Source organism: Flavobacterium psychraerolatum (assembly GCF_025960985.1).
Lineage (GTDB): Bacteria > Bacteroidota > Bacteroidia > Flavobacteriales > Flavobacteriaceae > Flavobacterium.
Genome location: NZ_JAOQMX010000037.1, coordinates 20,193 through 46,754, shown reverse-complemented (window position 1 = coordinate 46,754; position 26,562 = coordinate 20,193). Strand labels below are relative to the sequence as shown.

The window sequence follows — 26,562 nt, the reverse complement described above, 5'->3', positions numbered from 1 at the left end:
TTACTCTTTGAAAATCCATATCTCAAAAGTACATTTTTAGAAGCTAAAAGCGAAATGCACTAAAGTACATAGTTTTAACTATTTTTGGGACCAATGAAGAAAACTTCCTCAGATGACCTAGTCCAGATGGAAATGGAAAGCCCGGAGCCAATAGCACTACTTTTTTCTTGCCCAAAATGAGCGACTGAAAGAAGCTCCTTTTTGGGCTTAGAAAAAGGGTGCTAGTGGTGAGGACTTGTAATGTACAGCTGGGAATAACTCCTAAAATTATTATTCATCTTTGCCTTTGAAAACAAAATTAATTCCGAATTGAAACGACAACGTTTTGGCTTTGGAGAGGTCTCGATAAGCCAGTAAGTTATCGCCCATAAGGTACATGTTGAATGCACCGATGTTTGCTGCGAACCCCAAACCGATATTGGAATAGGAGAAGGAATCAATGGTGTAAGTCGCCTTCATGTTGAGGCCTGTAAAAATGCGACGTTGGTAAAACCCTGTGAGTGCCACCATAGGAGTTTTGGGTGTTGTCATCATGAAGAGCTGTGCTCCTAGCCCATTTTGATAGTCTTTGTTACTTTTGCCTAGGCAGTCACAAGGAGCATTACTACGATGGTCGTTCCATGAATATTTGTAGGAGGCATTCATTTTTACAGGTCTCCAAGTTCTATATTTGATTCGTGTGGTATCTAATGGAATGGCATCTTGAAATTCTTGGTATGTACTACCCGAATTGTTGATATCGGTAAAATCTGGATTTACTCCTTGATAATCGTACACTCCTTTGTAGGTGTATGTTTTTGCATCTTTGCTGTGTGTTATAAAACCGATATCTAGAATACTACCGGTCCACTGAATGTTTTTCTTTGGGTTGTAGGTAAACCCAAGGTCTAAACCTAATCCCAAATCGGGACCCAAAAAGGCTTTTTGGGCAGTTTTTCGGCCGCCTTCGAATTTCGCGTCATTATCGATATAATTGGATAATCCTGAACTTTGTAGTTGTAAATTAGAGTTTACTTTCTGATCATATACCGCGGTATTTGAAGGAGCCGTATAAATATACCCTGAATTATTGATGGAATTAACATTGAAGCCACTGGTGTAGATTTTCCCTCTAACACCCAAAATAAGTTTCTCATTGATGTTTTTATGAAATCCAAGATGCAGTACTGAAATAGCTTCGGCACGTGCATTAATATCGCCTAGATTGAAGGATTTTCCAGGATATTTTTGATTTCCGTCTAAGGCCAACTGCAGCGGATCTTTGGGAACAAATACAAAAGCATCAAACTCTTGGTACATTCCGAACGAAACATAAGTATAATTATCTTGTTCTCCTATTCGGAATCCTCCGTTAAAGACCTCCAATTGCTCGTTGACCACTAATTTATCTTTGCTAGTGGTAGCGTTAACAACATCTCTAAGTTTGGTATTAAAATTCACACCATTGGCAGCAAATAAATCGTAGGCAGAGAAACCTGTTGAACCTAGATTTGCAGAAATCCCCGAAAGAAATGGGACTCCAAAATAAAACTTGTATGATACATCGGCTCCAGGATTGGTCATCATAGATTGTGGTACTGCAGTGAAATTGTAAAGAATTTGTTTGTTTTGTGCTGCCAGATCCAAAGAAGCTAAAATAAATAAACAATAAAGTGTTACTAACTTTCTCATTTTATGTCCATATAAAGGGTTGCACTTGATTTTAATTTTAAACTTCCAGTACTGTTTTCTGTTAGTGGGGTTCCTGGCATCATCTTAATTTCAAATTCCATTTTTTCAGTTTGTTTCAATAACACTAACTCATCTTCACTAAACATCACTGTTCGGGAGACAATTTGTGGAGTTCCATCTGAGGCAAGAACATTTAGTTTAATACGATATACTACATTATCTTCTTTATCATATAAAACAAAATTAACATCATATATTCTATTGATGGTATTAGTGATTTCAAAAAAGAAAGTAACTTGCTTTAAATTGTCTCGGAGAAATGGATCACGAAAAACATCAAAATTTTGCATTTCATCAGCTTCAATAGTTTCGACACCATCGGTAACAAAATCAGCTGCAGGTATGTCAAAATAGGTTAAATTGGCCTCAATTACAGGCTTTAAAACCAAATCACTAGTTTGATTAAAATCTAAATTACTGGAACATGACCAAGAGAGGGATACTAATAGAAATATGGGAATTATTTTTTGAATCGCAATTGATTTTTTCATTTATAATCTAATGGTTTAACGCTGTTACAATTATTTAAAGGCACCAAACAATTTTGAAGCTTCATTGTAGGATGACTCAAAACTTAACGGATTTAAATTGGTATTTATTTTATTACTTGTAAAATAAGAAAGTAATTTTTCGGTTGGCATATTACCAGTAAGTTCATCTTTGGCCATAGGACAACCACCAAAACCTTGAATAGCACCATCAAAACGAGTACATCCTCCTTGTGTAGCTGCCTCAATTTTCTCAAACCATTTATCATAAGTAGTATGAAAATGAGCACCAAATTCAATTTGAGGATATTTGGGTACCAAATGAGAATACAAATAATCAATAACCTCTGGCGTAGAACTACCAACGGTATCTGATAGGGAAAGAATTTTAACTCCCATTTTTGCCATCTTCTCTGTCCATTGAGCAACAATTTCTAGACTCCATGGATCACCATATGGATTTCCAAAACCCATTGACAAATAAGCCACGACCTCTTTGTTGCTTTGGTCGGCAATGTTAAGGATTTCTTCTAAAGTTATTAGTGATTCGGCAATGGTTTTATGGGTGTTTCTCATTTGAAAATTCTCTGATATAGAGAAAGGAAAGCCCAAATAGTCTATTTGAGAATGTTTAGAAGCGATTTCGGCACCTTTGGTATTAGCTATAATTGCAAGAAGTTTACTCGAAGTTTTGGATAAATCCAATAAATCTAGAACAGCAGCTGTATCTTGCATTTGCGGAATGGCACGAGGAGAAACAAAACTCCCAAAGTCAATGGTATCAAACCCTACGCGCAATAGTGCCTGTATGTAAGCTGCTTTTTGTGCGGTAGGAATAAATGTTTTGATGCCTTGCATGGCATCTCTTGGACATTCTATGATTTTGACTGTTCTCATAGTAACCAAAGATATAAAAACTTAGTTTGAAACCGATTTACTTTTAAAAAGATTTAGTGGATTTTATTACTTCTAATAAGCAAAAATCCCGATTACCAAAAGGTAATAGGGATTTTTTATGGTGTATTTAAAATAAGATTTGATCCTTATTTTACTTCCATTAATTCTACATCAAAAATCAAAGTAGCATTTGGTGGAATTACTCCTCCAGCTCCTGCTGGTCCGTAACCTAAATCAGATGGAATTACAAAACGAGCTTTGTCACCAACTTTTAATAAGGCGATACCTTCGTCCCATCCTTCGATTACTTGTCCTTGCCCCAAACGGAATTCGATTGGTTTTTTTCTTGGGTAAGAAGAGTCAAAAACTTTTCCAGACTCTAATGAACCTTCGTAGTGAACAGAAACTGTTTTACCCGCTTCAGCTTGTTTCCCATCTCCTCTTTGAATGAATTGGTAACGCAATCCGCTATCTGTTTTCTCAAAACCTGCTGCCAATGCTTCCATTTTTGCTTCAGATTCTGCTTTCAAAGCTGCTTGTTTTTTTAAACGAGCTCCTTTTAATCCTACAAATGCTTCGATAGCATTCCATTTTTGAGCTTCTTCACCTACTCTAACAATTTCTAGCGTATCCAATTTGTCTCCTTGCTCAACAGCATCAACAATATCTTGCCCTTCTACAACATGACCAAAAACAGTATGTTTCCCGTCTAACCATGAAGTTGGTACGTGAGTAATATAAAACTGAGAACCGTTTGAACCTGGTCCTGAGTTTGCCATTGCTAAGATTCCTGGTTTGTCATGTTTCAAACTTGGGTGAAATTCATCATCAAATTTGTACCCTGGATCTCCAGTTCCTGTTCCTTGAGGACATCCTCCTTGAATCATGAAATCTGGAATAACTCTATGAAAATTTAAACCATCATAGAATTTTTGTCCTTGAGGTTTGATTTTATTTTCCATATTTCCTTCAGCAAGAGCAACAAAGTTACCAACTGTACCAGGTGTTAATTCATGCTCTAATTTTACTAAAATAGCACCTTTAGAGGTGTTGAATTTAGCGTATATTCCGTTTTCCATCTTTTTTTATTTTTATTGAAGTGCAAATTTACAAATTAATTTTTAGAATCGAGTGAAACGTTAAAATCACACGTTTATTTTTCGACACGAATCACTCAAATTTCAACTAAAAATGTGAATTTAAATTAAAGTACTACATCATTAATCTGATGATTACTTTGTTTATAAGTCGTCATTGGAGGGATTCTTTTTGTTTAGTTTTTAAAACTTAAGCATTAGCGCTGCGTAGTTTTCTTTTTGATTTATAAGTAAGCCCGTAAACGGTGAATGCTAAGGCTGATAAAAACAAGCCCCCAAGACTTACAGCCTGCCAACCCCCAAATTGCCACATAAATAGACCGAAAGCGGTACCAACTGCGGTACCCAAAAAGCTAAAAGACATGAAGACCGTATTCATTCGGTTTCGGGCTTCTGGCAAAATAGAATACACTCTTGTTTGATTGGAAATATGTACGGATTGCAAACCAATATCTATCAACACAATTCCGCAAATAACTCCATACACATTTGTACTTGAGAAGTAAAAAACCACAAAACTAATCGCTATAAACAAACAACCATACCCAACGGCAACCCTTGAACCACCTCTGTCACTTAATTTTCCTAACAGAGGTGCTGCAAGTGCTCCCGATGCTCCAACAATTCCGAACAATCCAATAGTAGCACTATTGTAGTGAAAAGGGGAACCAGAAAGCAACAAAACCATTGTAGTCCAGAAAGCTCCAAACTGAGCAAAACTGAAAACATTGATTAATGTTGCTTCTCGTAACAAGGGTTGTTCCTTGATTAATGTAAAAAGTGAACCAATCAACTGCCCATAAGAGCCCTTAAAGACAGGTTTGTTATTCGGAAATTGTTTCTTGATAACAAAAAACAATAGCGTGCAAAGTGCTGCTGCAATCCAAAACATAGCGCGCCAGCCTAAAACATTTCCAACAAAGCCGCTTAAAGTTCTTGAAAGTAAAATTCCGACCAAAAGTCCGCTCATGATTGTTCCTACTACTTTACCCCGATTTTCGGGTGCGCTCAATGCTGCCGCAAGTGGCAAAATAAGTTGTGGAACAATAGAGGTAATCCCGATTAAAAGTGATGCGATTTCTAAGACAAAATAACTCTGTGCCGTTGCGGCAAGTATCAGCGCAATTATAGAAGCAAAGGTTGTATACAAAATTTGTTTTTTGCGTTCTAACTTGTCTCCTAACGGAACCATTAAAAATAAGCCGATTGCATAACCCGCTTGTGTGAGGTAGGCAATAGTTCCAGCTTCTGCAGGTGGGATCTTAAATTCCGCCGCAATCAAAACAATTAACGGTTGGCAATAATATAGATTTGCAACTATAATTCCTGTTGCAATGGCCATAAACAGGACATTTTTTTTGGATAAATTCATCGCGCAAAAGTACGTTGAGATTAAAGAATAAAGTTCTAAACAAAAGCTAAATTTTCAGTTAAAAAATAGCTGTAATTAAAAATACCCTCAAAAACGTTTCGCTTTTAAGGGTATCTAATTATCATTATAAAAGTATAACTATGATTGTAAACCGTCCAATGCTTTTAAGATGGGTTCAGCTTCAGCTCTATTTCTATATTCGGCATCCAAAAAGGTATAAACAATTTTACCATCTTGACCAATTACATAGGTAGCAGCCAATGGTAATTCATCAGATTCGTCACCGTTGTACCCATGCAAATCAAAACCTTTTTGATACGAATCGGCAACCGCATCGGTAAGTTTAAATACGATTCCGTACTCTTTGGCAACTTTGTTTCCAACATCGCTCAATACTTCAAATTGTAAGTGATGCTTTTCAGTAGTTGACATTGATTTGTCTGGCAATTCAGGAGTTAAGGCTAATAAATTGGCTCCTTTTAATTGAATGTTTGGTAATTGTTCTTGCAAATAATGCAAAGTCATGTTGCAGTATGGACACCATCCACCACGGTACCAAGTTAAGACAACTGGTCCTTTTTTTAGATAGTCACTTAATTTCACTTCTTTTCCTGTAGCATTTGTAAGTGCAAAATCTGGAGCTATATCTTCATTTTTCTTAGCATTGGCAATTACATTTTGGCGGGTAACATCTGCAATACCTTCTGCATATATTTCTTTTATTTGTTCAGGAGCTTTTGCTTCCCAAGTATTTTTTGCGTTATCCAAAGTGGCTTGTAAACTGATTGTATTGCTTTCTGTGCTCATTTTTATTTATTTTATTATTACTACAAAGGTACAGTTGTACCTACTCTACTGACTTATCAACTTTTCCCGAAAAGGTTACAATATTTCCCGACTGCCCTCTTATTTATTTTTATTTTTCTAAAAAAGTAATAAGGGGATGAATGAATTTATCAAAACTTTCAATATGAGGCATATGACCAATTTTTGGAATTTCGACTAATATAGCCTTCGGAATTTTCTTTTGTGTTTCTTTTCCTAAATTTTCATATTGTCCCATTGTTTTACGCACGGCTTCGGATACTAATGGTTTCCCTAAAGCTGTTCTATCTCTAGTTCCAATAATTAAAAGCGTGGGTGCTTTTATGTTTTGGAATTCATACACTACTGGCTGTGTAAAAATCATGTCGTACATCAAAGCTGAATTCCAAGCGATTTTTTTATAATCAGAATTGAGCGTCCAACCCGCCAAAAGATTTACCCATTGATCATATTCTAGTTTCCATTTCCCGTCATAATAGCTGTCTAGTTGGTGTTTTTTAATTCGGTCATAACTTTGTGTCAACTCACCTTTATACCACCAATCAACTGTTTGATACGGTACTTTTAATTTCCAGTCTTCTAAACCTATTGGGTTTTCTAGAATTAATTTCTCTGTAACTTCAGGATACATTAATGCAAAACGTGTGGCTACCATTCCACCCATCGAATGTCCTAATACAGCTGTCTTCTTGATTCCTAGCGTATCTAATATTTGCTTTGTGTTTTGTGCTAGTTGTTGAAAGGTATATTGAAAATTATCTGGTTTGGATGATTTACCAAAACCTATTTGGTCAGGAACAATTACACGGAATCCTTTTTTTGTCAATGCTAGAATGGTTGTTTTCCAATAGGCACCGTTGAAATTTTTACCATGAAGGAGTAGGATATTTTTTCCATTGTAATGATCTGGTTTTACATCCATGAACTCCATTTTGAGTTCTTGTTCTTGTACGTTTAGCGTAACAAAATGTATTGGAAACGGATAGTCGTAATTGGTTAAATTGAGATCAAGCCATTGCAATTTGTCTTGTTGTGCGAATGAAAAAACGGATATCATGATGAGACCCATCGCTATATTCAATTTCATATTGCCTTTCTTTTGGTTATAATTGTAAATTTAGAAAGAAACAACCCTACTAAAAAACTATTAGGAAAACTTTACAATTTAATAAACAGACTACAATCGTAACTCGGATCCCTAGCCCAGATTACAACGGCATCCTTTTCTTGCCTTTTTTTTGCAAGAAAAGATATAGTGGAAAGCTGGAAATAGCTCCCAAAAAAAAATGACATCCATTACGAATGTCATTTTATAGAAAGTAATACCTATTTGATTATTTTTCTAAAAGTCCAGAATTTCTTAAGTAAGGTTCGATTTCCATCTCATGTCCAATTAATTCTTTGAAAGCTTGATTTAAATCTACGCTGTTCCCTACAGATAAAATATATTTTCTAAAACGCTCGCAGTTTTCTCTAGTCAAACCACCATTGGCATTCATCCAATCAAAGACATTATAATCTAAAGTTTTGGACCACGTATATGCGTAATATCCAGCAGAATAACCACCTGACCAAATGTGTGCAAAATAAGGAGTATGGTATCTTGTAGGCACTTCGTTCACCAATAAACCATATTTTTCAAGAGCTTCTTTTTCAAAAATTAGGGTAGGTTTGAAATCAGCTTCGTTTTCTACACTGTGCCAACTCATGTCCAAGGTTGATGCTGCCATAAGTTCGGTCACATGATACCCACTATTGAACGATTCAGCTTTTTTTATTTTATCTATTAACTCTTGCGGAATTGCTTCTTTGGTTTTATAATGAAGTGCATAGTTCTTTAATACTTCTGAATCCAAAGCGGCATGCTCATTGATCTGAGAAGGGAATTCTACAAAATCACGTGGCACTGAAGTACCAGAAAGACTTGCATAATTTTGATTGGCAAACAACCCATGTAACGTGTGTCCAAACTCATGAAACATAGTTGTTACATTATCGAAACTAATTAAAGAAGGTGCACCATTTATGGGTTTTTCAAAATTATAGACATTTACAATTACTGGTTTTTGCTTCAAATAATGCGATTGCTCTACAAAACTACTCATCCAAGCGCCACCATTTTTATTGTCTCTGGTATAGAAATCCAAATAATAAATAGCCATTGATTTTCCGTCAGTGTCGAAAACTTCGTAAGCGACTACATCCGGGTGGTAAACAGGTAAATCTGTACGTTGTTTGAAAGTGATTCCGTACATTTTTTTGGCAGCAAAAAACACCCCTTTTTCAAGAACTGTTGTTAACTCAAAATAGGGCTTCACCTGACTTTCGTCCAAATCATATTTGGCCTTACGAACTTGTTCTGAGTAAAAATCCCAATCCCATGGTTCCAATTTGAATCCACCTTTTTGAGCATCTATTAGGTCTTGAATCTCTTTAGCTTCGGATTTTGCTTTGGCAACCGCAGGTACAGCAATTTTCGCCAATAAGTCCATCGCACGCTCTGGAGTTTTTGCCATTTGATCCTGTAGTTTCCACTCAGCAAAATTCTTTTTACCCATTAATTTGGCTTTTTGCAAACGTAGTTTAGCCATTTGTTCTAGTACTTGACGAGTATCTCCATCATCATTCTTTTCGGCACGAGTCCAAGATGATTTGAATATTTTTTCTCTAGTTGCTCTATTAGTTAAATTCTGCAATAAGGGTTGTTGTGTTGTATTTTGTAAACCAATTAAATATTTGCCATCATGACCTGCCTCGGTTGCTTTTATTTTTGCAGCAGCGAGATCACTTGCGCTTAAACCATCCAAATCGGAAACATTATCAAAAAGTATTGCTCCATTTTTGCGAGCAATTAATAATTTATTTCCAAAAAGAGTCCCTAAACTAGCTAACTCTCCATTGATATCTTTCATTTTTTGTTTATCCGCATCAGATAAATTGGCACCAGCCAATTCAAATACTTGCAAATAATACTCTGTCAACTTTCTATCTTCTCCTTTGAGTACTTTCAAATCAATCGCTTTAAAACGATTGTATAATTTTGAATTAAGATGCACTTTATCGTCGTGTGCAGAGAATATTGGTGCATAGTCCGTTTCCAAAGATTGAAGTGTTGGATTGGTATTCGAACCCGTTAAATTATAAAAAAGTACTTTAGCTCTTTTCAAATCTACTCCCGATAGTTCTAGTGCTAATACTGTATTTTCAAAAGTGGGCTTAGCTGGATTACTAGCTATCGCCAAAATTTCTTTATCGTGAACCTCCAACCCATACTCAAAAGCAGGCTTAAAATATTCCTCTTTTATTAAATTAAAACTGGGCGCTTGATATTGTAGCGTACTTTGTTGCAAAAGTGGATTTGTCATCTTGATTGATTTATTTTGGGCATTTGCGTATTCTAAGGAAGTTGCCATAATTAGTATCGAGCTTGATACCATTATGTTTGATAAAATTTTCATTGTATAATTATTATTTTGTATAAAAGTATAAAAAAACGAGCGTGTCAAAAGTTAACGATTGTTAAAATTTAAGTATAAAAAAAGGACTCCTACTAAGTTTTTTGCATACAATAAGGGAAGCTTAATTACTCCTAAAAAACTTTGTATCTTTGCCGTTGAAAAAACAGAAGAAAAAATCATGCGCATCGATATCATTACCCTTTTACCAGAATTATTAAGAAGTCCGTTTGAAGCTTCGATTATGAAACGTGCTATCGACAAAGGATTGGTTGAAGTTCATTTTCATAATTTAAGAGACTACACGACCAATAAACAAAAAAGTGTGGATGACTATGCATATGGTGGACGTGCAGGAATGGTAATGACGGTACAACCTATCGACGCTTGCATTAGCCATTTGACAAGTGAAAGAACTTATGACGAAATTATCTATATGTCGCCAGATGGGGAAACCTTAAATCAAAAAATGTGTAACACGATGTCAATGTATGAGAACATCATTATTCTATGTGGTCATTATAAAGGAGTAGATCAAAGGGTTCGTGATCATTTTATTACAAAAGAAATTTCGATTGGAGATTACGTTTTATCGGGAGGTGAATTGGGGGCTTTGGTTTTATCGGATGCTTTAATTCGATTGATTCCTGGTGTTTTAAGTGACGAAACTTCTGCTTTGACAGACAGTTTTCAAGATGGTTTATTATCTGGTCCTATATATACTAGACCCGCAGACTATAAAGGATGGAAAGTTCCCGAAGTATTAACTAGTGGTAATTTTGCCAAAATCGACAAGTGGAACGAGGATATGGCGTATGAACATACAAAAAACAGGAGGCCCGATTTATTGGAGGAGTAATGTCCCTAATTTCATAAAGGAGAACTTGAAATACTATGAATATTTTTTTTTATTTTCAGGTTTCAAGTAGCTATACAATAATGCATTAACTTAAAATAAAATAAATATTAAACTTTAATTTTTTTTACTTACTTTTGCACCCACTTAGACTAACCTCTGGCGAGATCCGTGAATGTTGCTCTAATCAAAAACTATAATTAGCATTTAAAATGGCAAATTTAATTGATTTCGTTAATAGCGAATATGTTGCAAAAAAAGATTTCCCTGAATTCGGAGCTGGAGACACAATCACAGTTTACTACGAAATTAAAGAGGGTGAAAAAACTAGAACTCAGTTTTTCAAAGGAGTAGTAATCCAAAGAAGAGGTTCTGGAAGTACTGAAACTTTTACTATTCGTAAAATGTCAGGTGCAGTTGGTGTAGAGCGTATCTTCCCAGTGAACTTGCCAGCTTTACAAAAAGTTGAAATCAACAAAAAAGGAGCTGTACGTAGAGCTAGAATTTTCTACTTCAGAGAACTTACTGGTAAAAAAGCAAGAATCAAAGACAAAAGAAGATAGTCACATATCCCTTTATCATAAAAGTCCCGACAATGTCGGGACTTTTTTTTTGGGGTTAATTTTCGCAACAGAATCATTTTATCTCCTCACTTAGCTCAACCTTTAAATACATTTCAGCAATATTTTAATAGCCAAATAACAAACAAAAATTTACGATTTTAAACTAAATTCATACTCCCTTGTTCATTCACATAAAACATTTTTACTTTAGAATTGGATGAAGTAACCTACCACTTAGAGCGAGATTTCAAGATTAATTAGACCAAACAACAACCCTAACATCAATCATTTTTCATCAAATACGTTATACCTCTTTTTAATAAGATGCTATAATGAAATAGGAATATGATTAAAAACTATACTATAGGTCTATCCTAAAATTATTAAAAAATACGATAACGAGCTCTGGAAAACGAAACTAAAAAAAACAGATACTCTCTATTCAAAACTCTTTACAAATTTGTATTTTTGGAGAATCAAGATTTCTTTTCAAATCAATAATTGAACTACTAAATGCACTTTAAAAATCCCGAACTATTATACTTTCTGTTTTTACTACTTGTACCAATTTTGGTGCATTTGTTTCAATTAAGACGCTTTAAGAAAGAATACTTTACCAATGTTCGGTTTTTGAAAGCTCTTGCAATTCAAACCCGAAAAAGTTCGACCATCAAAAAGTGGTTGCTTCTCGCCTGCCGAATGCTTCTCCTTACGTTTATAATTCTAGCCTTTGCACAACCTTTTTTCGAAGCAAAAGACAGTAAATATAGCAATAACGAATTGTATATTATTCTAGACAATTCTCTGAGCATGCAAGCCAAAGGTCAAAAAGGAGAATTGCTAAAACGTGCGGTGCAAGAATTATTGGAGAATATTCCTGAGAACACTACGTTTTCGTTGTTAACTAATTCTCAAACTTTTTGGAATACAACTAAGAAAGAAATTCAGTCTGACTTACAAAAATTACAGTATAGTGGCATTCCGTTTCAAGTGGAAGCTTTACTTACACAGGTACAAGCGCACAAATCGGCTTATAAAAAAGACATCATTATTATCACTGATGCTGTAGGATTAGAAAAAAAACAACTTCAAAGCATTCGAAAAGAAGATAACGCCTATTTTATAATTCCGAAAGCAGAACAAAAAAACAATATTGCCATTGATAGTGTTTCGATTCAAGAAACTTTAGAAAATTTCTATGAACTAAATGTCGAATTATCTAGTCATGGTGATAACAACCAAAAAAGTTCTATTGCGATTTATAACGGCAACAACCTCATTGCCAAAACTATTGTCACTTTCGATAAAAATAAAAAAATAGTTCCTTTTACAATCCCGAAGCAAGAATTTCATGGTAAGGTTTCCATTGAAGACAACGGGCTTACTTTCGACAATGATTACTTTTTCAGCATTTTAAAACCGAAAAAAACAGCAGTTTTGAGTATTGGAGAAGCCGAAAAAAGCAACTTCTTAGGTAGAATTTATACTTCAGACGAATTTGATTTTGTAAACAGTCCGCTCCCATCTTTGAACTACAATGCAATCGAAAAACAAAATGCTATTGTGTTGAACGAAATCGAAGCAATTCCTACAGCATTACAAACTACCTTAAAATCATTTGTGCAAAAAGGTGGCAATCTCGTGGTTATTCCTGCTCCTACAGCCAATGCAAACAACCTGAACGAATTATTGAATGCCGTTGGAAACATTCAAGTCAAACCGTTGGCAACTGTCGAAAAGCAAATTACCAAAATCAATTTTGCACATCCTTTGTTTGCATCTGTTTTTGAGAGTAAGGTGAGTAATTTTCAGTATCCAAAAACGAAAATCAATTTTGAGATTGTAGGGAATAATTCGGTTGCATTTTACTACCAAGACGGCAGTTCCTTTTTGACATCGGTAGTCAATGCAACAAATTCTGTGTCGGTGTTTTCATCACCGTTGAATACGACCAATACCAATTTTCAGCAGTCACCGTTGATTGTACCTACATTTTATAAAATGGCCACTTTACACAGTAACATTGGTATCAATGCTCGTGTAATTGGTGATAACAGTCCGTATTTGGTGGCTACTAAATTATACAAAGATGCGATTTTGAGTGTCAAAAATAAGGACGAAGAATTCATACCGATTCAGCAAGCAGTAAACGATAAAGTAAAACTAAGCTTTAACGATTATCCAGAAAAAGCAGGGAATTACGAAATTTTTAATCAAAAAATGCCTGTAGAAAACATCAGCTTCAACTATAATCGAATTGAAAGCCAACAAAATACTCCCAACGAAGCGAGTTACTCTGACTATAAAACCATAGAATCCATAGCTGCCGTGATCAACCAATTACAAACCGACCGCACAGACAGCCAAATTTGGAAATGGTTTGTTATCTTTGCACTGCTTTTTCTATTGGCAGAGATGGCAATTATTCGATTTTTGAAATAAAAAAAAAGCACTTACCTATGCAACTAATCATCCGAAACGCAAAAATTATCGATCCACAAAGTACTTTTGATACTCAAATTGTAGATATTTTAATTGAAGATGGCATTCTTTCGAAAATAGGAGCTTCACTCCCTAACCCCAGCAACATTGAAGAGGTTCAACTTGAAAATCTTCATATATCGCAAGGTTGGTTTGACTCAAGTGTTTCTCTTGGTGAACCTGGTTTTGAAGACCGTGAAACTATTGTAAACGGATTGCAAGTCGCTGCCAAAAGTGGTTTTACCGCTATCGCTTTGCAACCCAATTCCTTTCCTGTGATTGACAATCAATCGCAAATTTTGTTTGTAAAAAACAAAGCTCTCGGGAGCGCAACGCAATTGTACCCGATTGGCGCACTAACCAAAGGAAGCGAAGGAAAAGATATGGCCGAATTATTCGATATGAAAAACTCGGGAGCCATTGCTTTTGGGGACTATAAAAAAAGCCAAGACAATGCTAATTTGTTGAAAATCGCTTTGCAGTACGTACAAGATTTTGACGGACTTGTCATCGCTTTTCCGCAAGATGAAAAGATAAAAGGAAATGGAGTTGTCAATGAAGGCATCGTTTCTACACGATTGGGATTGAAAGGAATTCCGAACCTAGCCGAAGAACTGCAAATTGCTCGCAACCTGTTCATACTCGAATATACCGAGGGAAAAATGCACATCCCGACCGTTTCAACCGCCAAATCGGTACAATTGATTCGTGAGGCCAAAGCCAAAGGATTACAAGTAACCGCAAGTGCAGCAGTGCATAACCTGGTTTTTACCGACGAAAAATTAGAAGAATTTGACAGCCGTTACAAAGTGAGTCCACCATTACGTACCGATATTGACCGAAAAGCATTGCTTGAAGGAGTACTTGATGGAACGATCGATATGATCACGACAGACCACAACCCAATCGATATCGAACATAAAAAAATGGAATTTGACGTTGCTAAAAATGGAACTATTGGTCTCGAAAGTGCTTTTGGTGCTTTGTTGACCATTTTACCGCTAGAAGTCGTTATCGAAAAACTAACTGCCGGAAAAGCTACTTTTTCGATTCCATCACAACCCATTGCCGAAGGAGCAATTGCCAATCTAAGTCTGTTCAATCCCGAAGGAAAAAACACTTTTAGCACAGCAAACATCCTATCAAAATCAAAAAATTCTGCTTTCTTGGGTATGAAAACCAAAGGAAAAGCATACGGAATTTTCAATCAAGGACAATTAATATTAGGAGCATAAATGAACTCAACCACAGAAAAAGGCAAATCTGCCGCAATAGCAAGTTACATCTTGGGGGTAGGCGTTTTTATCGCCATGTCGATGAATGCCGAAGACAAAAGTAGCTTCGCCTCATTTCACATCCGTCAAGGACTAGGATTAACACTCACCTTTATTTCATTAGGCCTAATCATCAGTAATTTTGACAATTTAATGATTTCATCTTCCATGTGGATTTGCATCTTTGTTCTTTGGTCCTACGGCATAGCCACTGCTATCAAAGGCGAAACAAAACCAGTTCCATTAGTTGGAAACCTATATCAAAAATGGTTTGCCTCAATCTCATAACAACATGAATTTATCCTTAGAATACCTCATCAGAGAACCAAAAACTATTCTGGACAAAAATCCTTTGATCCTATTATTGCACGGTTATGGCAGTAACGAAGCCGATTTATTTTCGTTCGCATCCGAGCTTCCAGATGAATATTACATCATCTCTGCCCGTGCGCCTTATGACATGCAATACGGAAGCTATGCTTGGTACGCCATCAATTTTGACGCCGACGAAAACAAGTTTTCAGACTTGGATCAAGCACGTGAATCCCGTGATTTGATTGCTAATTTTGTCGAAGAGTTGATTGCCAATTTCCCAATTGACCAAGACAATGTAACTTTGTTAGGCTTTAGCCAAGGCGCCATTTTGAGCTACGCCATTGCCCTATCACATCCCGAAAAAATCAAAAACATCATCGCCTTGAGCGGTTATGCAAATGAAGATATCATGGAAACTAATTATACTAAAAACGATTTTAGTAACCTACGCATCTTCCATTCCCACGGAACCGTAGATCAAGTAATTCCAATTGAATGGGCACGCAAAACAGGACCTTTTTTGAAGAATCTAAACATTAACGCGACTTACAAAGAATATCCAGTAGGACACGGAGTTGCTCCACAAAATTTTTACGATTTCAAAAATTGGTTGGTAGAAGGAAAATAATTTGGGCATGACCCTCCGTAAAAACTACGGGGCGGGCTTTTCGCTATATCTTTTTGATCTGGCAAAAAAGCCAGTCCAAAAAGGATGCCGCTGCAATCCCTCATGCAGATTTGGGTAAACATTCACATTATTTATATACCAAAAAAAGAGTTTTACATTTATAGAAATGTAAAACTCTTTTTTTATACTAAAACATCTGGAATATAACAATCCGGCGTTACAAACGCTACGGTTTTTGGTTGTAGTTAAATAGGTACTCGAAGCAGTCAAGCACCAGATTGGAGGGCAAACGACCGATAGTTACGTACACTTTAATAGGTTTGGATTAGGACATCAGTTGGAATATGTAAGCTTTCATGAAGTTTTCGTATCATCTCTAATGAAAGTTTTCTTTTGCGATTCAAAATCTCACTAGCTCGACTTTTAAGGCCTACTATATTTGCCAAATCAGCTTGACTGTATCCCATTTGCTCCATCCTAAATTTGATGGCTTCGATTGGGTCAGGTAAACCTATAGGGAAATTTTCATTTTCATATTGGTCTATTAAAATCCCAAGCACTTCCAATTCGTCACCTTCTGGGGAATTCAATTTTGCATCAAAGATTACCTCAAGTCGTTCAAGAGCTTGATTGTAATCACTTTCTGTTTTTATAGGTTTAATATTCATCACAATTAAATTTCATTAGCATTAATCTTGTCATATTCAGCATGTGTTCCGATAAACCGAATCCAACATACTTGAAATTAAAGATTGGAAAGAAGCATTAATTGATCTCATTTATTTTTTCAGGATCTTGCCTTGTGTCAAATATATTTGCGATTTCAATTCGATTGAAATCATAATTTATCCAATATATTATTTTATAATTTTTAAAAACTAGATACCTGAACTCTTGTTTTCTGTGTTTTAAGCTAGTTTCAACTTGACCAATTTCTGGTTGTTTTTCTATTCCAATTGTTGCGTCTACAATTGCATTTACTAATTTTGCAGCAACTCTTTTGTTCGCCTTTATTGAATAGTAACTGTAAATGTCCTCAAGTTTGCTTTCCGCAAGTTCTAACCAATAAACTTCTAAATCCATTTTTGGACTTTAGCTTTTAAATCAGAGGCTTTTATCATTCGCCCATTTTTAGAATCCTCCATCGCCTGATCAATTTCAACATCATACTGTTCCATTGTCATTGGTTTGAAGTTGTTTTCAGTCAATTCAGCTTTTCTTTTGCGCAATAACTTTTCTAGCCCACTAACGATTTCTTCGTTTTGCAGCCTTAAAAACTCTTGTACAAATGTTATCTTTCTTGCTTCTAAATCCATTATAATTGATTTTTTTTCAAAGATACAAAATTAACGATTCAGTTATAAAATTTCATAAATTACCGAACATCATCTTCTTGTAGTCAATGTTTTGGGCATTTTATAAGGTGAGAAATTGAAGATTTAAAGTTGCTTTGATTATAATAATTGCTTTGATTACCAATACTTGTAATTCGCACATATCCATACTCCGCTAGCGCGAGCGTCTCGCTCGTGCCCACAAACTAATTCATATCAATTTCTAAAATTGTATGATCGTTATTCCCATAATTTCCTGCACTGCTATATTTCCAATCTATACTATCAGTTACAAATCCGGATATTTCCATTCCTTTATTCTTTCTACAAATTTCTAATGATTCTATTATAACCCAAAAATAGGCATTTCTAGTAAATATCTGTCTACCGACAAGCAGGTATCAATCCAGTTTACAGTAGCAAAACTTATAAAATATGCCCCTAATTTTTCTGTAAATTTGTATTTTCTACTCATTGTGTTTATAATAAAAAGGACTTGAATTTGATGGCGGGTACGAGCGGGACGCTCGCACTAGCGGGGATTTCTTGTAAATTGGAAATCCTTTCATTTAATTCGGTTATAGCATTACCGCTAACGTCTTGGGGAGGTTGGGGAGTAAAGATGCAAGATTTTTCCATTAAGCACAAAATTTCCAAATACAAAACCATCTTTAAATTAAGCCTAAAACCACAATCTCGCAAAACGGCTATTATATGTAGTTTTTCTTTTTTTGTTTCATTAGTTTTTTATAATTCTCCTTCATCAATTTCTATAATATCAAAGTAATTTTGAAAGTTTGGCACTTCTTTTTCAAAAGGTTCTCTCAATTTAAAATAGTGATTAGTGATTTCTGTAACTCTATTTCCGTTTATTACTTTAAAATTATAAATTTCTATATCATTTTCATTTAAGGTGATAATTATAGGTTTTAAAAAATGTTGATTTTCTATTACTGAAATATAAAAACAGAGAATTCCTTCTTTTCCATTAAACTTTATAAAATTCATTACTAATTGCGGAAATGAATCCTCAGGTAATTCCAAGATATTAAATCCAAAATTTACATTTTTTTCTATTGTTATTTTATCAAAAAGCTCTACATCGAAAATCTCTGAAGATTTATCCTCGCTTATTATTCTTTCCTGGAACTTAGGATAATATTTGTCAATTAAGATTTCATTAAAATAATCTTCATCAACAGTTTTTGAACTTAGATTTTCCTGCTCATTGGAAAAACTAATTTTGATTAATAACAACGTTAAAATTAATTTTTCAATTGACACAGAATCAAAAATATTAGAAGTAAAGAATGGCATTAATTCAGGTAGTGATATTTGCTTATTTGAAGATAAAAGTTGAATTATAAAATCTTCAATTCTTTCTTGTTTAATTTTTACAAAGGAAAAATCCTCTCCAAATAATGAAGATTCTTCCCAAGGAATTTGCTTTTCATTCGTATCTTTAATTACATCACTACGAGTATTTTTAAATACTAATTCGGCTGGCAAGTTTGGGGTTTGCATATTTTTCAGCAGGTACTTAGTATAAACTCCATTTCTTTCTCCAACTCTTTCTATTGAACTTGAATTAGGACTTGTAGAAAAAGCTATTAAAGTGCCTGCTGGAGCATTCATTTTAAGCAAACCGATAGAAGAATTTTTTAAACCACTGTAAAATGGATTATTTCGACAAGCATCAAGAATAAGTAAATGAAGATTTGTCTTTGAATTTCTTATCAGTAAATCATCGGCTAAGACACAATTGTATTTAATATCTTCTACAAATCTTACTTCCGAATCGGATGCTACTAAGTAATTAAATTTGTCATCTTGTAAACCGTGACCTGAATAAAATATTACTGAAACTGTATTTTCAGATATTGAACTTTTGAAATTTTTAATAGCTTTTATTAAATCAGAATGTGACGAATCTTTTAAAAGAGTGCTATCGAATCCATTTTCTTTCAAAAAGTTATGAATATCTTCTGCATCATTTATACAATTTTCTAAAGCTGAAAAATGTAAATATTTATTGATTCCTATTACTAATGATTTTTTGTGCATCAGGTTTTTTTTTAAAATTACACATAACTAGTAAATATACGCAAGTTTATGCGTATTTCTTCATTTAGAAAAAACAATCACTAAAGTTTTTTCTGTCTTTTATCATGTCTCAAAAATACTATCGATAACTTGCGTTAGGGATTGACGAGGAAAGCCCACAAACTAGTGTAGCAATAGCAGAACTAGTTGAGGACTTGGAACATCCCGAAACTTCGGGACCGGTCCACCAAAAAATAAGGGCTATGCGCAAACTACGTTGCCCTTATTTTTTTGGTGGAACGCCCAAATAACTAGAATGTAAAGGGTTTAGCTAATCTTCGCCTAGTAATACGGATTCGAAAAAGAGTTTTGCATTTGATACTTTGTACAAGTCTTTTTTTATACCTTTCCTTTTTTTAATATTGATAACCAAACCAAATGTTTCCTAAAAAATATTTCTTTCTATTATTCTGTTTTAGTTTGGCGCTGCTAGGTTGCAAACCATCCAAAGACGGCGATTTTAAATATACCAACGAATTGATCAACGAAACGAGTCCGTATTTGTTGCAACACGCGCACAACCCCGTGAATTGGCGTGCTTGGAATCCTGAAACCTTGGCTTTGGCAAAAAAGGAAAACAAACTGATTCTGATTTCGATTGGCTATTCGGCTTGTCACTGGTGTCATGTGATGGAGGAAGAGAGTTTTCAAAATGACTCGGTTGCCAAAATCATGAATGACAATTTTATTTGCATAAAAGTCGACCGTGAAGAGCGTCCTGATATTGACCAAATCTACATGAATGCGGTACAATTGATGACTGGAAGTGGCGGATGGCCGCTTAACTGCATTGCATTGCCTGACGGAAGACCGATTTTTGGAGGTACCTATTTCCCGAAAGACGATTGGACAAAAATGCTGCTCAAAGTAGCCGATTTCTATAAAAGCGACCCTAAAAAAGCAGCGGAATATGCTGATAAATTGACGCAAGGCATCAAAGAATCGGAGCAGATTGTTTTTAATCCGAGTAAGGAAGCTTTTAGCGGTAGCGAACTTACTGCTGCTTTGAAGAACTGGCAAAAAAATATTGATGTTACCCATGGAGGATTGGCAGGAGATCAAAAATTTCCGATGCCGGATGCGATGCATTTTTTATTGCGCTATGGCTACCAAAAGAAAGACGCACAATGGCAAAATCATGTCACTACGACGCTAAATGCTATGACCAACGGTGGCTTGTATGATCAAATAGGTGGTGGTTTTTCGCGCTATACTGTGGATGCGCAATGGCATATTCCGCATTTTGAGAAAATGTTGTACGACAATGCGCAACTTGTAAGCTTGTATGCCGATGCGTACCTAGCGACCAAAAACCCTACTTACAAACAAACGATTGAAGAAACGCTTACGTTTGTAGAACGAGAATTGATGGCCAAAAATGGTGCTTTTTATTCTTCGTTGGATGCGGACAGCAAAGACAGTAAAAACAAACTCGAGGAAGGTGCTTTTTATGCTTGGACGATTGCCGAATTGAAAGCAGTGCTTAAATTGGATTTTGACCTTTTTAAGGACTACTATAATGTGAACGACACGGGATTCTGGGAAAAAGACAAGTATGTATTGGTAAAAACAGCATCGGATATTGCTTTTGCCACGTCTCACAAAATTGCGATTGGAACCTTACAAACTAAAATCACGGAATGGAAAAAAATATTGCTAAGCGCTAGATCGAAAAGAAGCCGTCCACACCTGGATGACAAAACCTTAACGTCATGGAATGCCTTGATGATTAAGGGGTATGTACAAGCGTACAAGGCCTTAAAAAATCCGCATTATTTGGAAATGGCACAAAAAAACGCCGAATTTATTCGCACGACGCAACTGCAAAAAGACGGTAGTTTGTACCACAGTTACAAGGACGGAAAGAGTTCGATCAACGGATTTTCTGAGGATTATGCTGCTGTGATTGATGCTTACATTGCTTTGTACCAAGTAAGTTTGGACGAAAAATGGCTGAATGAAGCACATAATTTAATGAACTATACTTTGGCTCACTTTTTTGATGCCAAAACGCATATGTTTTATTTTACAGCTAATAACAGTCCCAATATCATCACTAGAAAAATGGAAGTGAGTGACAATGCGATTCCGAGTTCGAACTCTGTTTTGGCTGGCTCTTTGTTTCAGTTAGGTCATTATTTCTCGGATGCGAAATATAGCGCAATCGCCAAGCAAATGCTCAACAATGTTAAAAAAGACGCCATCGCCTACCCGACCGCTTACTATAATTGGTTGAACCTGATGCTCAACTATACAGATACATATTATGAAGTAGCAGTTTCTGGCCCTGCTGCCAAACAAAAAATTGGCGCGCTACAAAACTACTATTTACCAAATGTATTGTACGCAGGTGCAACCAAAGACAGCAAAATTCCGTTGATGGATAGCCGCTTTATGCCTGACGAAACCTATATTTATGTTTGTGTTGAAGGTGCGTGTAAACTCCCTGAAACAGATGTTGTGAAGACGGTGGAGAAGTTGAAGTAAAAAACAAGATGTGCTTGCTGTAGGTACGGGCAAGCACATGTTGTTAGACACCTGCAGCAAAGCAGGGTCAAATACTAATTACTGTTTTTAGCGTTTTTGTTCTAGCACTTTTTCGTATGCTCTTCTAGGCGTACCTCTAAAAAATACTTGACCGCAGTAGACATATCCCAAGCTATCAAATATTGCCATCATGGCATGATTATCAAAATTAGTATCGGCTTTGATGCTGTAAATATTATTATTGATTGCAAATGCTTCTATGAACTGCATTAGTTTTTTGGCTAATCCTTTTCCCAATTGGTTTTCAGCAATGGCGACTCTATGAAAAACTACAAAATGATCATTTGTAATCCACTGCCCTTCTATGTTTTGATATTCAGGCTCATCATTAATCAATAGGGCACAATAGCCCACGATTGTTTGTTCTTCGATCAAAACGTAGGCCGCATTTTTGTTAATATCTGACTGAATCACTTCAGGATTGGGGTAACCGTCTTGCCATTGATCACTGCCATCAGCTTTTCTGCGCGCAATGGCTTGTTGCAGAATAGTCCATATTTCGGGAATTTGGGTAACATTGGCTTTTTGGAAATGCTGACTCATTTATATTATGTTTGTATACAAAACTACTTTAAATATCCAAAAATAAACACTTCAAAGCTGCCTTTCGAACGAAGACATTAGCACCGTTTAAAATTGTTAAGTTGTTAAAAACGGTATCCAAGTCGAAGATTTAAATTTACCGTCGTCTGACCTTCGTTTTTCTGATAGCCCACACTTTTGGCAAAAATATATTGGTAACCAATTCCAATACCCGTTTCATAGGTAAAATGCTTTCCAACATTTCTTCTTATCCCCCAAGTTGGAACGAATGAGATTTGGTCGGCAATTTCTACATTATCATAATTAGAAATCACAAACCAATTGGGATGATAACTTGTTTTAAGTGATAGATAATTTCCGCTATTGCCGTCAATATTTCGTCCCTTTCTAACTCTTTTATTCAAGTTATAATACCATCTTGGTTCCAAGGTGATAACAGGAGTCAATAAAAAACCGTTTTTTGGGTAGAAGCTTCCACTCCAAAAACCACCATCAAAACCAATTTCTTCGCGCAACGCAATTTGATTAGTAAGTTTCTCTTCACGGTGCGCCCAGATCCCTAAGAGCCCCGTTTGAATTCCGTACGTAGTTTCTTCAACACTTGCCTCTTGTGCTTTTGCTAGAAAAGTACTGAAGCACACAGCTACCATCAAAATCGATTTTACAACCTTATTTGTTTTCATAAATCAAATTATTTATCAATGTTCGTTATTTTCCAATTACAGAAATCTCGTATACTCTTGTCGAGTGCAAGAATAACGTTTTATTCTTACTTTAAAAAATTTATTACCACCCTTTTATCTGTCTTTAGTACAGCTTATTTGTGTGAAATGACGCAATTTGTCCCCAATTATTAGAGGTCCGATTGCTTTGAAGATATCGTTTATAAAAAGTACAGCTTTCGGTTAAAAAATCGAGTAGGAATCAAGTACAAACAGGAGTTAGAAAAGAGATTACCCTCTTTATTTTGTTTTAATAGCATCATGGGCGTGACCCGCTAAAATACGCGGGTCGGGCTATGCTCTACAATCTTTTTGGGGGTAAAAAAAGCCCCAAAAAAGGATTTCCGTTCCTATCCCTCACGCAAAACTGCTGCTGTCAATTCAAAAATGTATTCCTTTTGTATTTCTATATCAGAATAACTATTTGCCATAAGCCGTTTTATTAGTAGCGTTATTTAGGCTATTTTTTTCTAACAATCTACTATACAAACTAAATAAGGCCGTTGATTATTTTCAACAGCCCTTTTTTTTATTTATTTAAAATCTTGAGAAACCTATGATTTTCAATCTTTGTGGTTTTAGCAACACCAGAGAATTCTCGAGAATTATTTTTTCTGCTTATTCAATTCATCCTGCAACCTACGCATCGCTTTCTGTTCGCGTTCCAATGCTTTTTCTTTATAGATTTCAAATTCTTCTTGGGACTGTTTTAATGCCAACTTGGATTGTACGGTAATAATGTTACTTCGCTTGTACATAAAAACTAAAAAGAACACTGCAGCAATCAATCCAATTACGATTAGAAAAAAAGACACTTTAAACAATGATTTTTCGATCTGAATACCTAAAACTGAAATACTTTCTTTTTCAGAAACCAATTCAGAAACAATCGTTTGTGAAGCTGCAGATTTATTTTTTAAACTATCTATAGTTTTCTTTTGAGACTCTTGAAAAGCTACATTGGTTATAAGCTTATTTTTTGAAACAGCAAGAGAATCGAGAATATTAGCTTGTAACTTTAGTAACGAAGTTTTTTTAATTACTTTATAATCCTGAAAGCTATTTGATTTATCAATAAGGTTCTCAAATTGAGATTGTAAACTACCCGAATTGGCAGGTTTAACTGTGGTTTGACTAAAAATGTTTGTAGTAAAAAGTAATAAGGCCGTTGCCGTAATTATTATTTTCTTCATGAGGTAGAATCCTTTTAATGTATAACTTATTATTGTTATCATAAACAACGAACGATCAAACAAGTTATTGCTATTGTAATAAGATTGAACCTTATTTAACGATTACTTAACATGTTATTTCTTTCATGTAGCTATATAGATTAACTTATAACCTGTCGTAAAGTCTGCGAATTTATTTATAAAAACTAAATTAATCTACAAAGATGAAATTTTCAAAGTCAATTGATTGTCTCTTTATTTTATCCAGTTTAGAAAGGTCTATCAACAAAGAAAATCTTTCAACTACATCTCCTAGCACTTAAGTGCGACGAGAACCATTTTTTAGTGTAAAATCATTTACAGCTATAGCAACGCTGCTTTTACCTTCAAGTAGCAATAGCCACCTTATAAAATTCGGTGATCCTATTATTTAGTACAATTGAAATAGAATAGTTATTGGATTTTCTTTTTTAGATAGAATCTCTCAAAAAGAAAACAAAATAATAGTAATACTGAAATCATTACTAAAGTAGTCGTTTGCCCTTGTTTGATTATATAAGCAAAGAACAAGACAACAGCTGCTAAATTGGAGAAAATAGCAAATAAGACTCCTGCTTTACTTGCTTTAGTTTCATTAATTATTTTATAATGTCCAATATGTACCGTCATCGTTACTAGTAAAGTTGCTATTGATCCCAAAGAAGCTATTGCAGTTAAATCTAAAAAATTAGCCATTAATAAAATTATTATGGCTATAATAAGTAATCCATCGGTGCCTTGTTTCCATATTTTTCTCATAAATAGAACCGAAATTTCTCCCTCTTGAGACTCTTGCTTACTCATGTTTAAAACAGAGAACATATTTGCATTTAAGGAAGACGATGTAGACAATAAAGCTGCTATTGAAATTACAACAAAACCAATAGTACCAAAAATTGGCATTGCAGCTTCTGCCAAGGCCGTTTCTTTATATTTAATTACATCACTTACAGATAGGTTTCCAAATACTACCAGTGATAAACCTACATATAATATTATAGTGAAACCAATTGCCAAAAATATGGCTTTGGGGAGTTGTTTAGAGGGGTTAGCCATGTCACCCGCAGTATTTGTTATCACAGAAAAACCAGTGTAAGCAAAATACGTTATGGCCAAACTTCCAAAAATATTAGTGGCTGCGGGGTATCCCGTAGTTGAAAATTCATTCCAATTAACATAGTCTAAACCAGCAACCATAAAGGTTAATAAAATAATTAATTTAATGATGACTATGACACTTTCTGCTTTTGAAACTACTTTACTTCCTACAAAGTTAAGTCCGACAAAAATGATTACAATTAAACTTGTGAACCCATTTTCTAATAATTTTGAGGGCTCAACAGTTATTAAACTTCGGGCATAACTTCCAAAAGTTTTAGAAACCATGCTCATTGAAATTATACTAGCTATTAAAAAAAGAACCGAGAAAGAGGCGGATAAAGTATTTTTCCCAAAACCTCGAAATAGATATTCAATTACACCTCCAGAGGATGGAAATTTCGAACCTAATTTAGCATAGGAATAACCCGAAGATAAGGCTACAATACCACCTATTAAAAAAGATAAATAAGTAGCTGTTCCTGCAATGGCTCCAGCCTCTCCTAATAATGCAAAAATACCTGCTCCAACCATAGAACCCACCCCTAACGATGCCGCTCCCAATACAGAAATTGTTCCTGTTTTTTTACTCTCTTCCATTTAATTCATTACTATATTACACTATCACCTTACTATCAGTATTCCTAAATTCACCTCGTGAAAAATTCATTTTAGCCCAATTGCAGATTAGATTTTCGCAACAGCAGTATCTCAATTCTAAACCCATTTGATCAATTCATTTTGGGCAGCAATTTTATTGGATTGCGAAGTTAATTTTTCGTACAACCCAATTAGAAGGCAAAGTATTTATCGTGTTTTATTGGCACCTATTCATTTAATAAACAGCCCAAATGTAGTCTCTGAAAACACCTTATTTATCTTTCTCAAAAATAATAAAAACAATGCAGTTTACACAACAATAGTTGTCTTTTAAGTAAGTAATTTAACAAATGAGTGCCCCTAATTAATTGTCTTTTTCGAGTTTATAAGATCACATTTAACAAAAAATATTTTGAATTGCA

The 26,562-nt window shown here is 35.1% G+C and carries 23 protein-coding genes; 7 read left to right on the top strand and 16 right to left on the bottom strand.

The window, feature by feature from the left end:
- Positions 1 to 270: 270 nt before the first annotated feature.
- The 8 genes from M2326_RS13330 to M2326_RS13295 all read right to left on the bottom strand — a co-directional run bounded on the left by M2326_RS13330 (position 271) and on the right by M2326_RS13295 (position 9,823).
- Positions 271 to 1,671, bottom strand: a complete 1,401-nt coding sequence (locus tag M2326_RS13330) for a DUF5723 family protein (protein WP_264620049.1) — start codon at positions 1,669 to 1,671, stop codon at positions 271 to 273.
- The gene (locus M2326_RS13325) at positions 1,668 to 2,222 is read right to left on the bottom strand and encodes a hypothetical protein (RefSeq protein ID WP_264620048.1); all 555 of its coding nucleotides are present in this window, start codon (positions 2,220 to 2,222) and stop codon (positions 1,668 to 1,670) included. Before M2326_RS13325 ends, M2326_RS13330 begins: the two co-directional genes overlap by 4 nt.
- 30 nt (positions 2,223 to 2,252) lie before the next feature.
- On the bottom strand, positions 2,253 to 3,116 hold the full coding sequence (locus tag M2326_RS13320; RefSeq protein ID WP_264620047.1) for a hydroxymethylglutaryl-CoA lyase: 864 nt from the start codon (positions 3,114 to 3,116) through the stop codon (positions 2,253 to 2,255).
- A 146-nt stretch (positions 3,117 to 3,262) separates the two neighbouring features.
- Positions 3,263 to 4,195 (bottom strand): peptidylprolyl isomerase, encoded by a 933-nt coding sequence (locus tag M2326_RS13315; RefSeq protein WP_264620046.1) that lies wholly within the window; start codon positions 4,193 to 4,195, stop codon positions 3,263 to 3,265.
- A gap of 208 nt (positions 4,196 to 4,403) precedes the next feature.
- Positions 4,404 to 5,585, bottom strand: coding sequence for an MFS transporter (locus M2326_RS13310; RefSeq protein WP_264620045.1), 1,182 nt, complete (start codon positions 5,583 to 5,585; stop codon positions 4,404 to 4,406).
- A gap of 138 nt (positions 5,586 to 5,723) precedes the next feature.
- Entirely contained in the window at positions 5,724 to 6,392 is a 669-nt protein-coding gene (locus M2326_RS13305; protein WP_264620044.1) for a peroxiredoxin-like family protein, read from the bottom strand.
- A gap of 109 nt (positions 6,393 to 6,501) precedes the next feature.
- Positions 6,502 to 7,497, bottom strand: coding sequence for an alpha/beta fold hydrolase (locus M2326_RS13300; protein ID WP_264620043.1), 996 nt, complete (start codon positions 7,495 to 7,497; stop codon positions 6,502 to 6,504).
- Between the two features lie 247 nt (positions 7,498 to 7,744).
- Positions 7,745 to 9,823 carry a M3 family metallopeptidase gene (locus tag M2326_RS13295; RefSeq protein ID WP_463671345.1) on the bottom strand — a complete coding sequence of 693 codons (2,079 nt, stop codon included), beginning with the start codon at positions 9,821 to 9,823 and terminating at the stop codon, positions 7,745 to 7,747.
- A gap of 223 nt (positions 9,824 to 10,046) precedes the next feature.
- Here M2326_RS13295 and trmD point away from each other — a divergent pair, with 223 nt between their 5' ends.
- From trmD to M2326_RS13265, 6 genes are all read left to right on the top strand, one after another.
- Entirely contained in the window at positions 10,047 to 10,724 is a 678-nt protein-coding gene (gene trmD / locus M2326_RS13290; RefSeq protein ID WP_264620050.1) for a tRNA (guanosine(37)-N1)-methyltransferase TrmD, read from the top strand.
- A gap of 209 nt (positions 10,725 to 10,933) precedes the next feature.
- Positions 10,934 to 11,284: a 50S ribosomal protein L19 gene (gene rplS / locus M2326_RS13285; RefSeq protein ID WP_264620041.1), complete on the top strand. Its 351-nt coding sequence runs from the start codon at positions 10,934 to 10,936 to the stop codon at positions 11,282 to 11,284.
- A gap of 513 nt (positions 11,285 to 11,797) precedes the next feature.
- Positions 11,798 to 13,726 carry a vWA domain-containing protein gene (locus M2326_RS13280; RefSeq protein WP_264620040.1) on the top strand — a complete coding sequence of 643 codons (1,929 nt, stop codon included), beginning with the start codon at positions 11,798 to 11,800 and terminating at the stop codon, positions 13,724 to 13,726.
- A 17-nt stretch (positions 13,727 to 13,743) separates the two neighbouring features.
- Entirely contained in the window at positions 13,744 to 15,000 is a 1,257-nt protein-coding gene (locus M2326_RS13275; protein ID WP_264620039.1) for a dihydroorotase, read from the top strand.
- Positions 15,001 to 15,327, top strand: coding sequence for a hypothetical protein (locus tag M2326_RS13270; RefSeq protein ID WP_264620038.1), 327 nt, complete (start codon positions 15,001 to 15,003; stop codon positions 15,325 to 15,327).
- A 4-nt stretch (positions 15,328 to 15,331) separates the two neighbouring features.
- A complete protein-coding gene (locus M2326_RS13265; protein WP_264620037.1) occupies positions 15,332 to 15,982 on the top strand; it encodes an alpha/beta hydrolase in 651 nt (216 codons plus the stop codon).
- A gap of 311 nt (positions 15,983 to 16,293) precedes the next feature.
- Here the strand turns inward: M2326_RS13265 and M2326_RS13260 are convergent, their stop codons facing one another.
- From M2326_RS13260 to M2326_RS13235, 4 genes are all read right to left on the bottom strand, one after another.
- Positions 16,294 to 16,650: a helix-turn-helix domain-containing protein gene (locus M2326_RS13260; protein WP_264620036.1), complete on the bottom strand. Its 357-nt coding sequence runs from the start codon at positions 16,648 to 16,650 to the stop codon at positions 16,294 to 16,296.
- Positions 16,651 to 16,747: 97 nt separating this feature from the next.
- Positions 16,748 to 17,065, bottom strand: coding sequence for a type II toxin-antitoxin system RelE/ParE family toxin (locus M2326_RS13250; protein ID WP_264620035.1), 318 nt, complete (start codon positions 17,063 to 17,065; stop codon positions 16,748 to 16,750).
- Positions 17,056 to 17,298 carry a hypothetical protein gene (locus tag M2326_RS13245; RefSeq protein WP_264620034.1) on the bottom strand — a complete coding sequence of 81 codons (243 nt, stop codon included), beginning with the start codon at positions 17,296 to 17,298 and terminating at the stop codon, positions 17,056 to 17,058. The genes M2326_RS13250 and M2326_RS13245 overlap by 10 nt, the downstream gene beginning before the upstream one ends.
- A 765-nt stretch (positions 17,299 to 18,063) precedes the next feature.
- The gene (locus M2326_RS13235) at positions 18,064 to 19,380 is read right to left on the bottom strand and encodes a caspase family protein (RefSeq protein WP_264620033.1); all 1,317 of its coding nucleotides are present in this window, start codon (positions 19,378 to 19,380) and stop codon (positions 18,064 to 18,066) included.
- 417 nt (positions 19,381 to 19,797) lie between these two features.
- Between M2326_RS13235 and M2326_RS13230 the strand changes: the two genes are divergently transcribed.
- Positions 19,798 to 21,906: a thioredoxin domain-containing protein gene (locus M2326_RS13230; RefSeq protein WP_264620032.1), complete on the top strand. Its 2,109-nt coding sequence runs from the start codon at positions 19,798 to 19,800 to the stop codon at positions 21,904 to 21,906.
- Between the two features lie 87 nt (positions 21,907 to 21,993).
- Here M2326_RS13230 and M2326_RS13225 read toward each other — a convergent pair whose 3' ends face one another.
- The 4 genes from M2326_RS13225 to M2326_RS13210 all read right to left on the bottom strand — a co-directional run bounded on the left by M2326_RS13225 (position 21,994) and on the right by M2326_RS13210 (position 26,140).
- Positions 21,994 to 22,509: a GNAT family N-acetyltransferase gene (locus tag M2326_RS13225; RefSeq protein ID WP_264620031.1), complete on the bottom strand. Its 516-nt coding sequence runs from the start codon at positions 22,507 to 22,509 to the stop codon at positions 21,994 to 21,996.
- Positions 22,510 to 22,613: 104 nt separating this feature from the next.
- Positions 22,614 to 23,192 carry a hypothetical protein gene (locus tag M2326_RS13220; RefSeq protein ID WP_264620030.1) on the bottom strand — a complete coding sequence of 193 codons (579 nt, stop codon included), beginning with the start codon at positions 23,190 to 23,192 and terminating at the stop codon, positions 22,614 to 22,616.
- Between the two features lie 644 nt (positions 23,193 to 23,836).
- Positions 23,837 to 24,424 carry a hypothetical protein gene (locus M2326_RS13215; RefSeq protein ID WP_264620029.1) on the bottom strand — a complete coding sequence of 196 codons (588 nt, stop codon included), beginning with the start codon at positions 24,422 to 24,424 and terminating at the stop codon, positions 23,837 to 23,839.
- Between the two features lie 432 nt (positions 24,425 to 24,856).
- Positions 24,857 to 26,140 (bottom strand): APC family permease, encoded by a 1,284-nt coding sequence (locus M2326_RS13210; protein WP_264620028.1) that lies wholly within the window; start codon positions 26,138 to 26,140, stop codon positions 24,857 to 24,859.
- Positions 26,141 to 26,562: the final 422 nt, after the last annotated feature.

Bases quoted from the DNA above. Each gene is read 5' to 3' on its own strand.
- M2326_RS13265 (WP_264620037.1), top strand. From the start codon at position 15,332: ATGAATTTATCCTTAGAATACCTCATCAGAGAACCAAAAACTATTCTG.
- M2326_RS13300 (WP_264620043.1), bottom strand. From the start codon at position 7,497: ATGAAATTGAATATAGCGATGGGTCTCATCATGATATCCGTTTTTTCA.
- M2326_RS13325 (WP_264620048.1), bottom strand. From the start codon at position 2,222: ATGAAAAAATCAATTGCGATTCAAAAAATAATTCCCATATTTCTATTA.
- M2326_RS13230 (WP_264620032.1), top strand. From the start codon at position 19,798: ATGTTTCCTAAAAAATATTTCTTTCTATTATTCTGTTTTAGTTTGGCG.
- M2326_RS13225 (WP_264620031.1), bottom strand. From the start codon at position 22,509: ATGAGTCAGCATTTCCAAAAAGCCAATGTTACCCAAATTCCCGAAATA.
- M2326_RS13280 (WP_264620040.1), top strand. From the start codon at position 11,798: ATGCACTTTAAAAATCCCGAACTATTATACTTTCTGTTTTTACTACTT.
- M2326_RS13260 (WP_264620036.1), bottom strand. From the start codon at position 16,650: ATGAATATTAAACCTATAAAAACAGAAAGTGATTACAATCAAGCTCTT.
- M2326_RS13220 (WP_264620030.1), bottom strand. From the start codon at position 23,192: ATGAAAACAAATAAGGTTGTAAAATCGATTTTGATGGTAGCTGTGTGC.
- M2326_RS13245 (WP_264620034.1), bottom strand. From the start codon at position 17,298: ATGGATTTAGAAGCAAGAAAGATAACATTTGTACAAGAGTTTTTAAGG.
- trmD (WP_264620050.1), top strand. From the start codon at position 10,047: ATGCGCATCGATATCATTACCCTTTTACCAGAATTATTAAGAAGTCCG.
- M2326_RS13315 (WP_264620046.1), bottom strand. From the start codon at position 4,195: ATGGAAAACGGAATATACGCTAAATTCAACACCTCTAAAGGTGCTATT.
- M2326_RS13215 (WP_264620029.1), bottom strand. From the start codon at position 24,424: ATGAAGAAAATAATAATTACGGCAACGGCCTTATTACTTTTTACTACA.
- rplS (WP_264620041.1), top strand. From the start codon at position 10,934: ATGGCAAATTTAATTGATTTCGTTAATAGCGAATATGTTGCAAAAAAA.
- M2326_RS13295 (WP_463671345.1), bottom strand. From the start codon at position 9,823: ATGGCAACTTCCTTAGAATACGCAAATGCCCAAAATAAATCAATCAAG.
- M2326_RS13210 (WP_264620028.1), bottom strand. From the start codon at position 26,140: ATGGAAGAGAGTAAAAAAACAGGAACAATTTCTGTATTGGGAGCGGCA.
- M2326_RS13310 (WP_264620045.1), bottom strand. From the start codon at position 5,585: ATGAATTTATCCAAAAAAAATGTCCTGTTTATGGCCATTGCAACAGGA.
- M2326_RS13275 (WP_264620039.1), top strand. From the start codon at position 13,744: ATGCAACTAATCATCCGAAACGCAAAAATTATCGATCCACAAAGTACT.
- M2326_RS13270 (WP_264620038.1), top strand. From the start codon at position 15,001: ATGAACTCAACCACAGAAAAAGGCAAATCTGCCGCAATAGCAAGTTAC.
- M2326_RS13250 (WP_264620035.1), bottom strand. From the start codon at position 17,065: ATGGATTTAGAAGTTTATTGGTTAGAACTTGCGGAAAGCAAACTTGAG.
- M2326_RS13305 (WP_264620044.1), bottom strand. From the start codon at position 6,392: ATGAGCACAGAAAGCAATACAATCAGTTTACAAGCCACTTTGGATAAC.
- M2326_RS13235 (WP_264620033.1), bottom strand. From the start codon at position 19,380: ATGCACAAAAAATCATTAGTAATAGGAATCAATAAATATTTACATTTT.
- M2326_RS13320 (WP_264620047.1), bottom strand. From the start codon at position 3,116: ATGAGAACAGTCAAAATCATAGAATGTCCAAGAGATGCCATGCAAGGC.
- M2326_RS13330 (WP_264620049.1), bottom strand. From the start codon at position 1,671: ATGAGAAAGTTAGTAACACTTTATTGTTTATTTATTTTAGCTTCTTTG.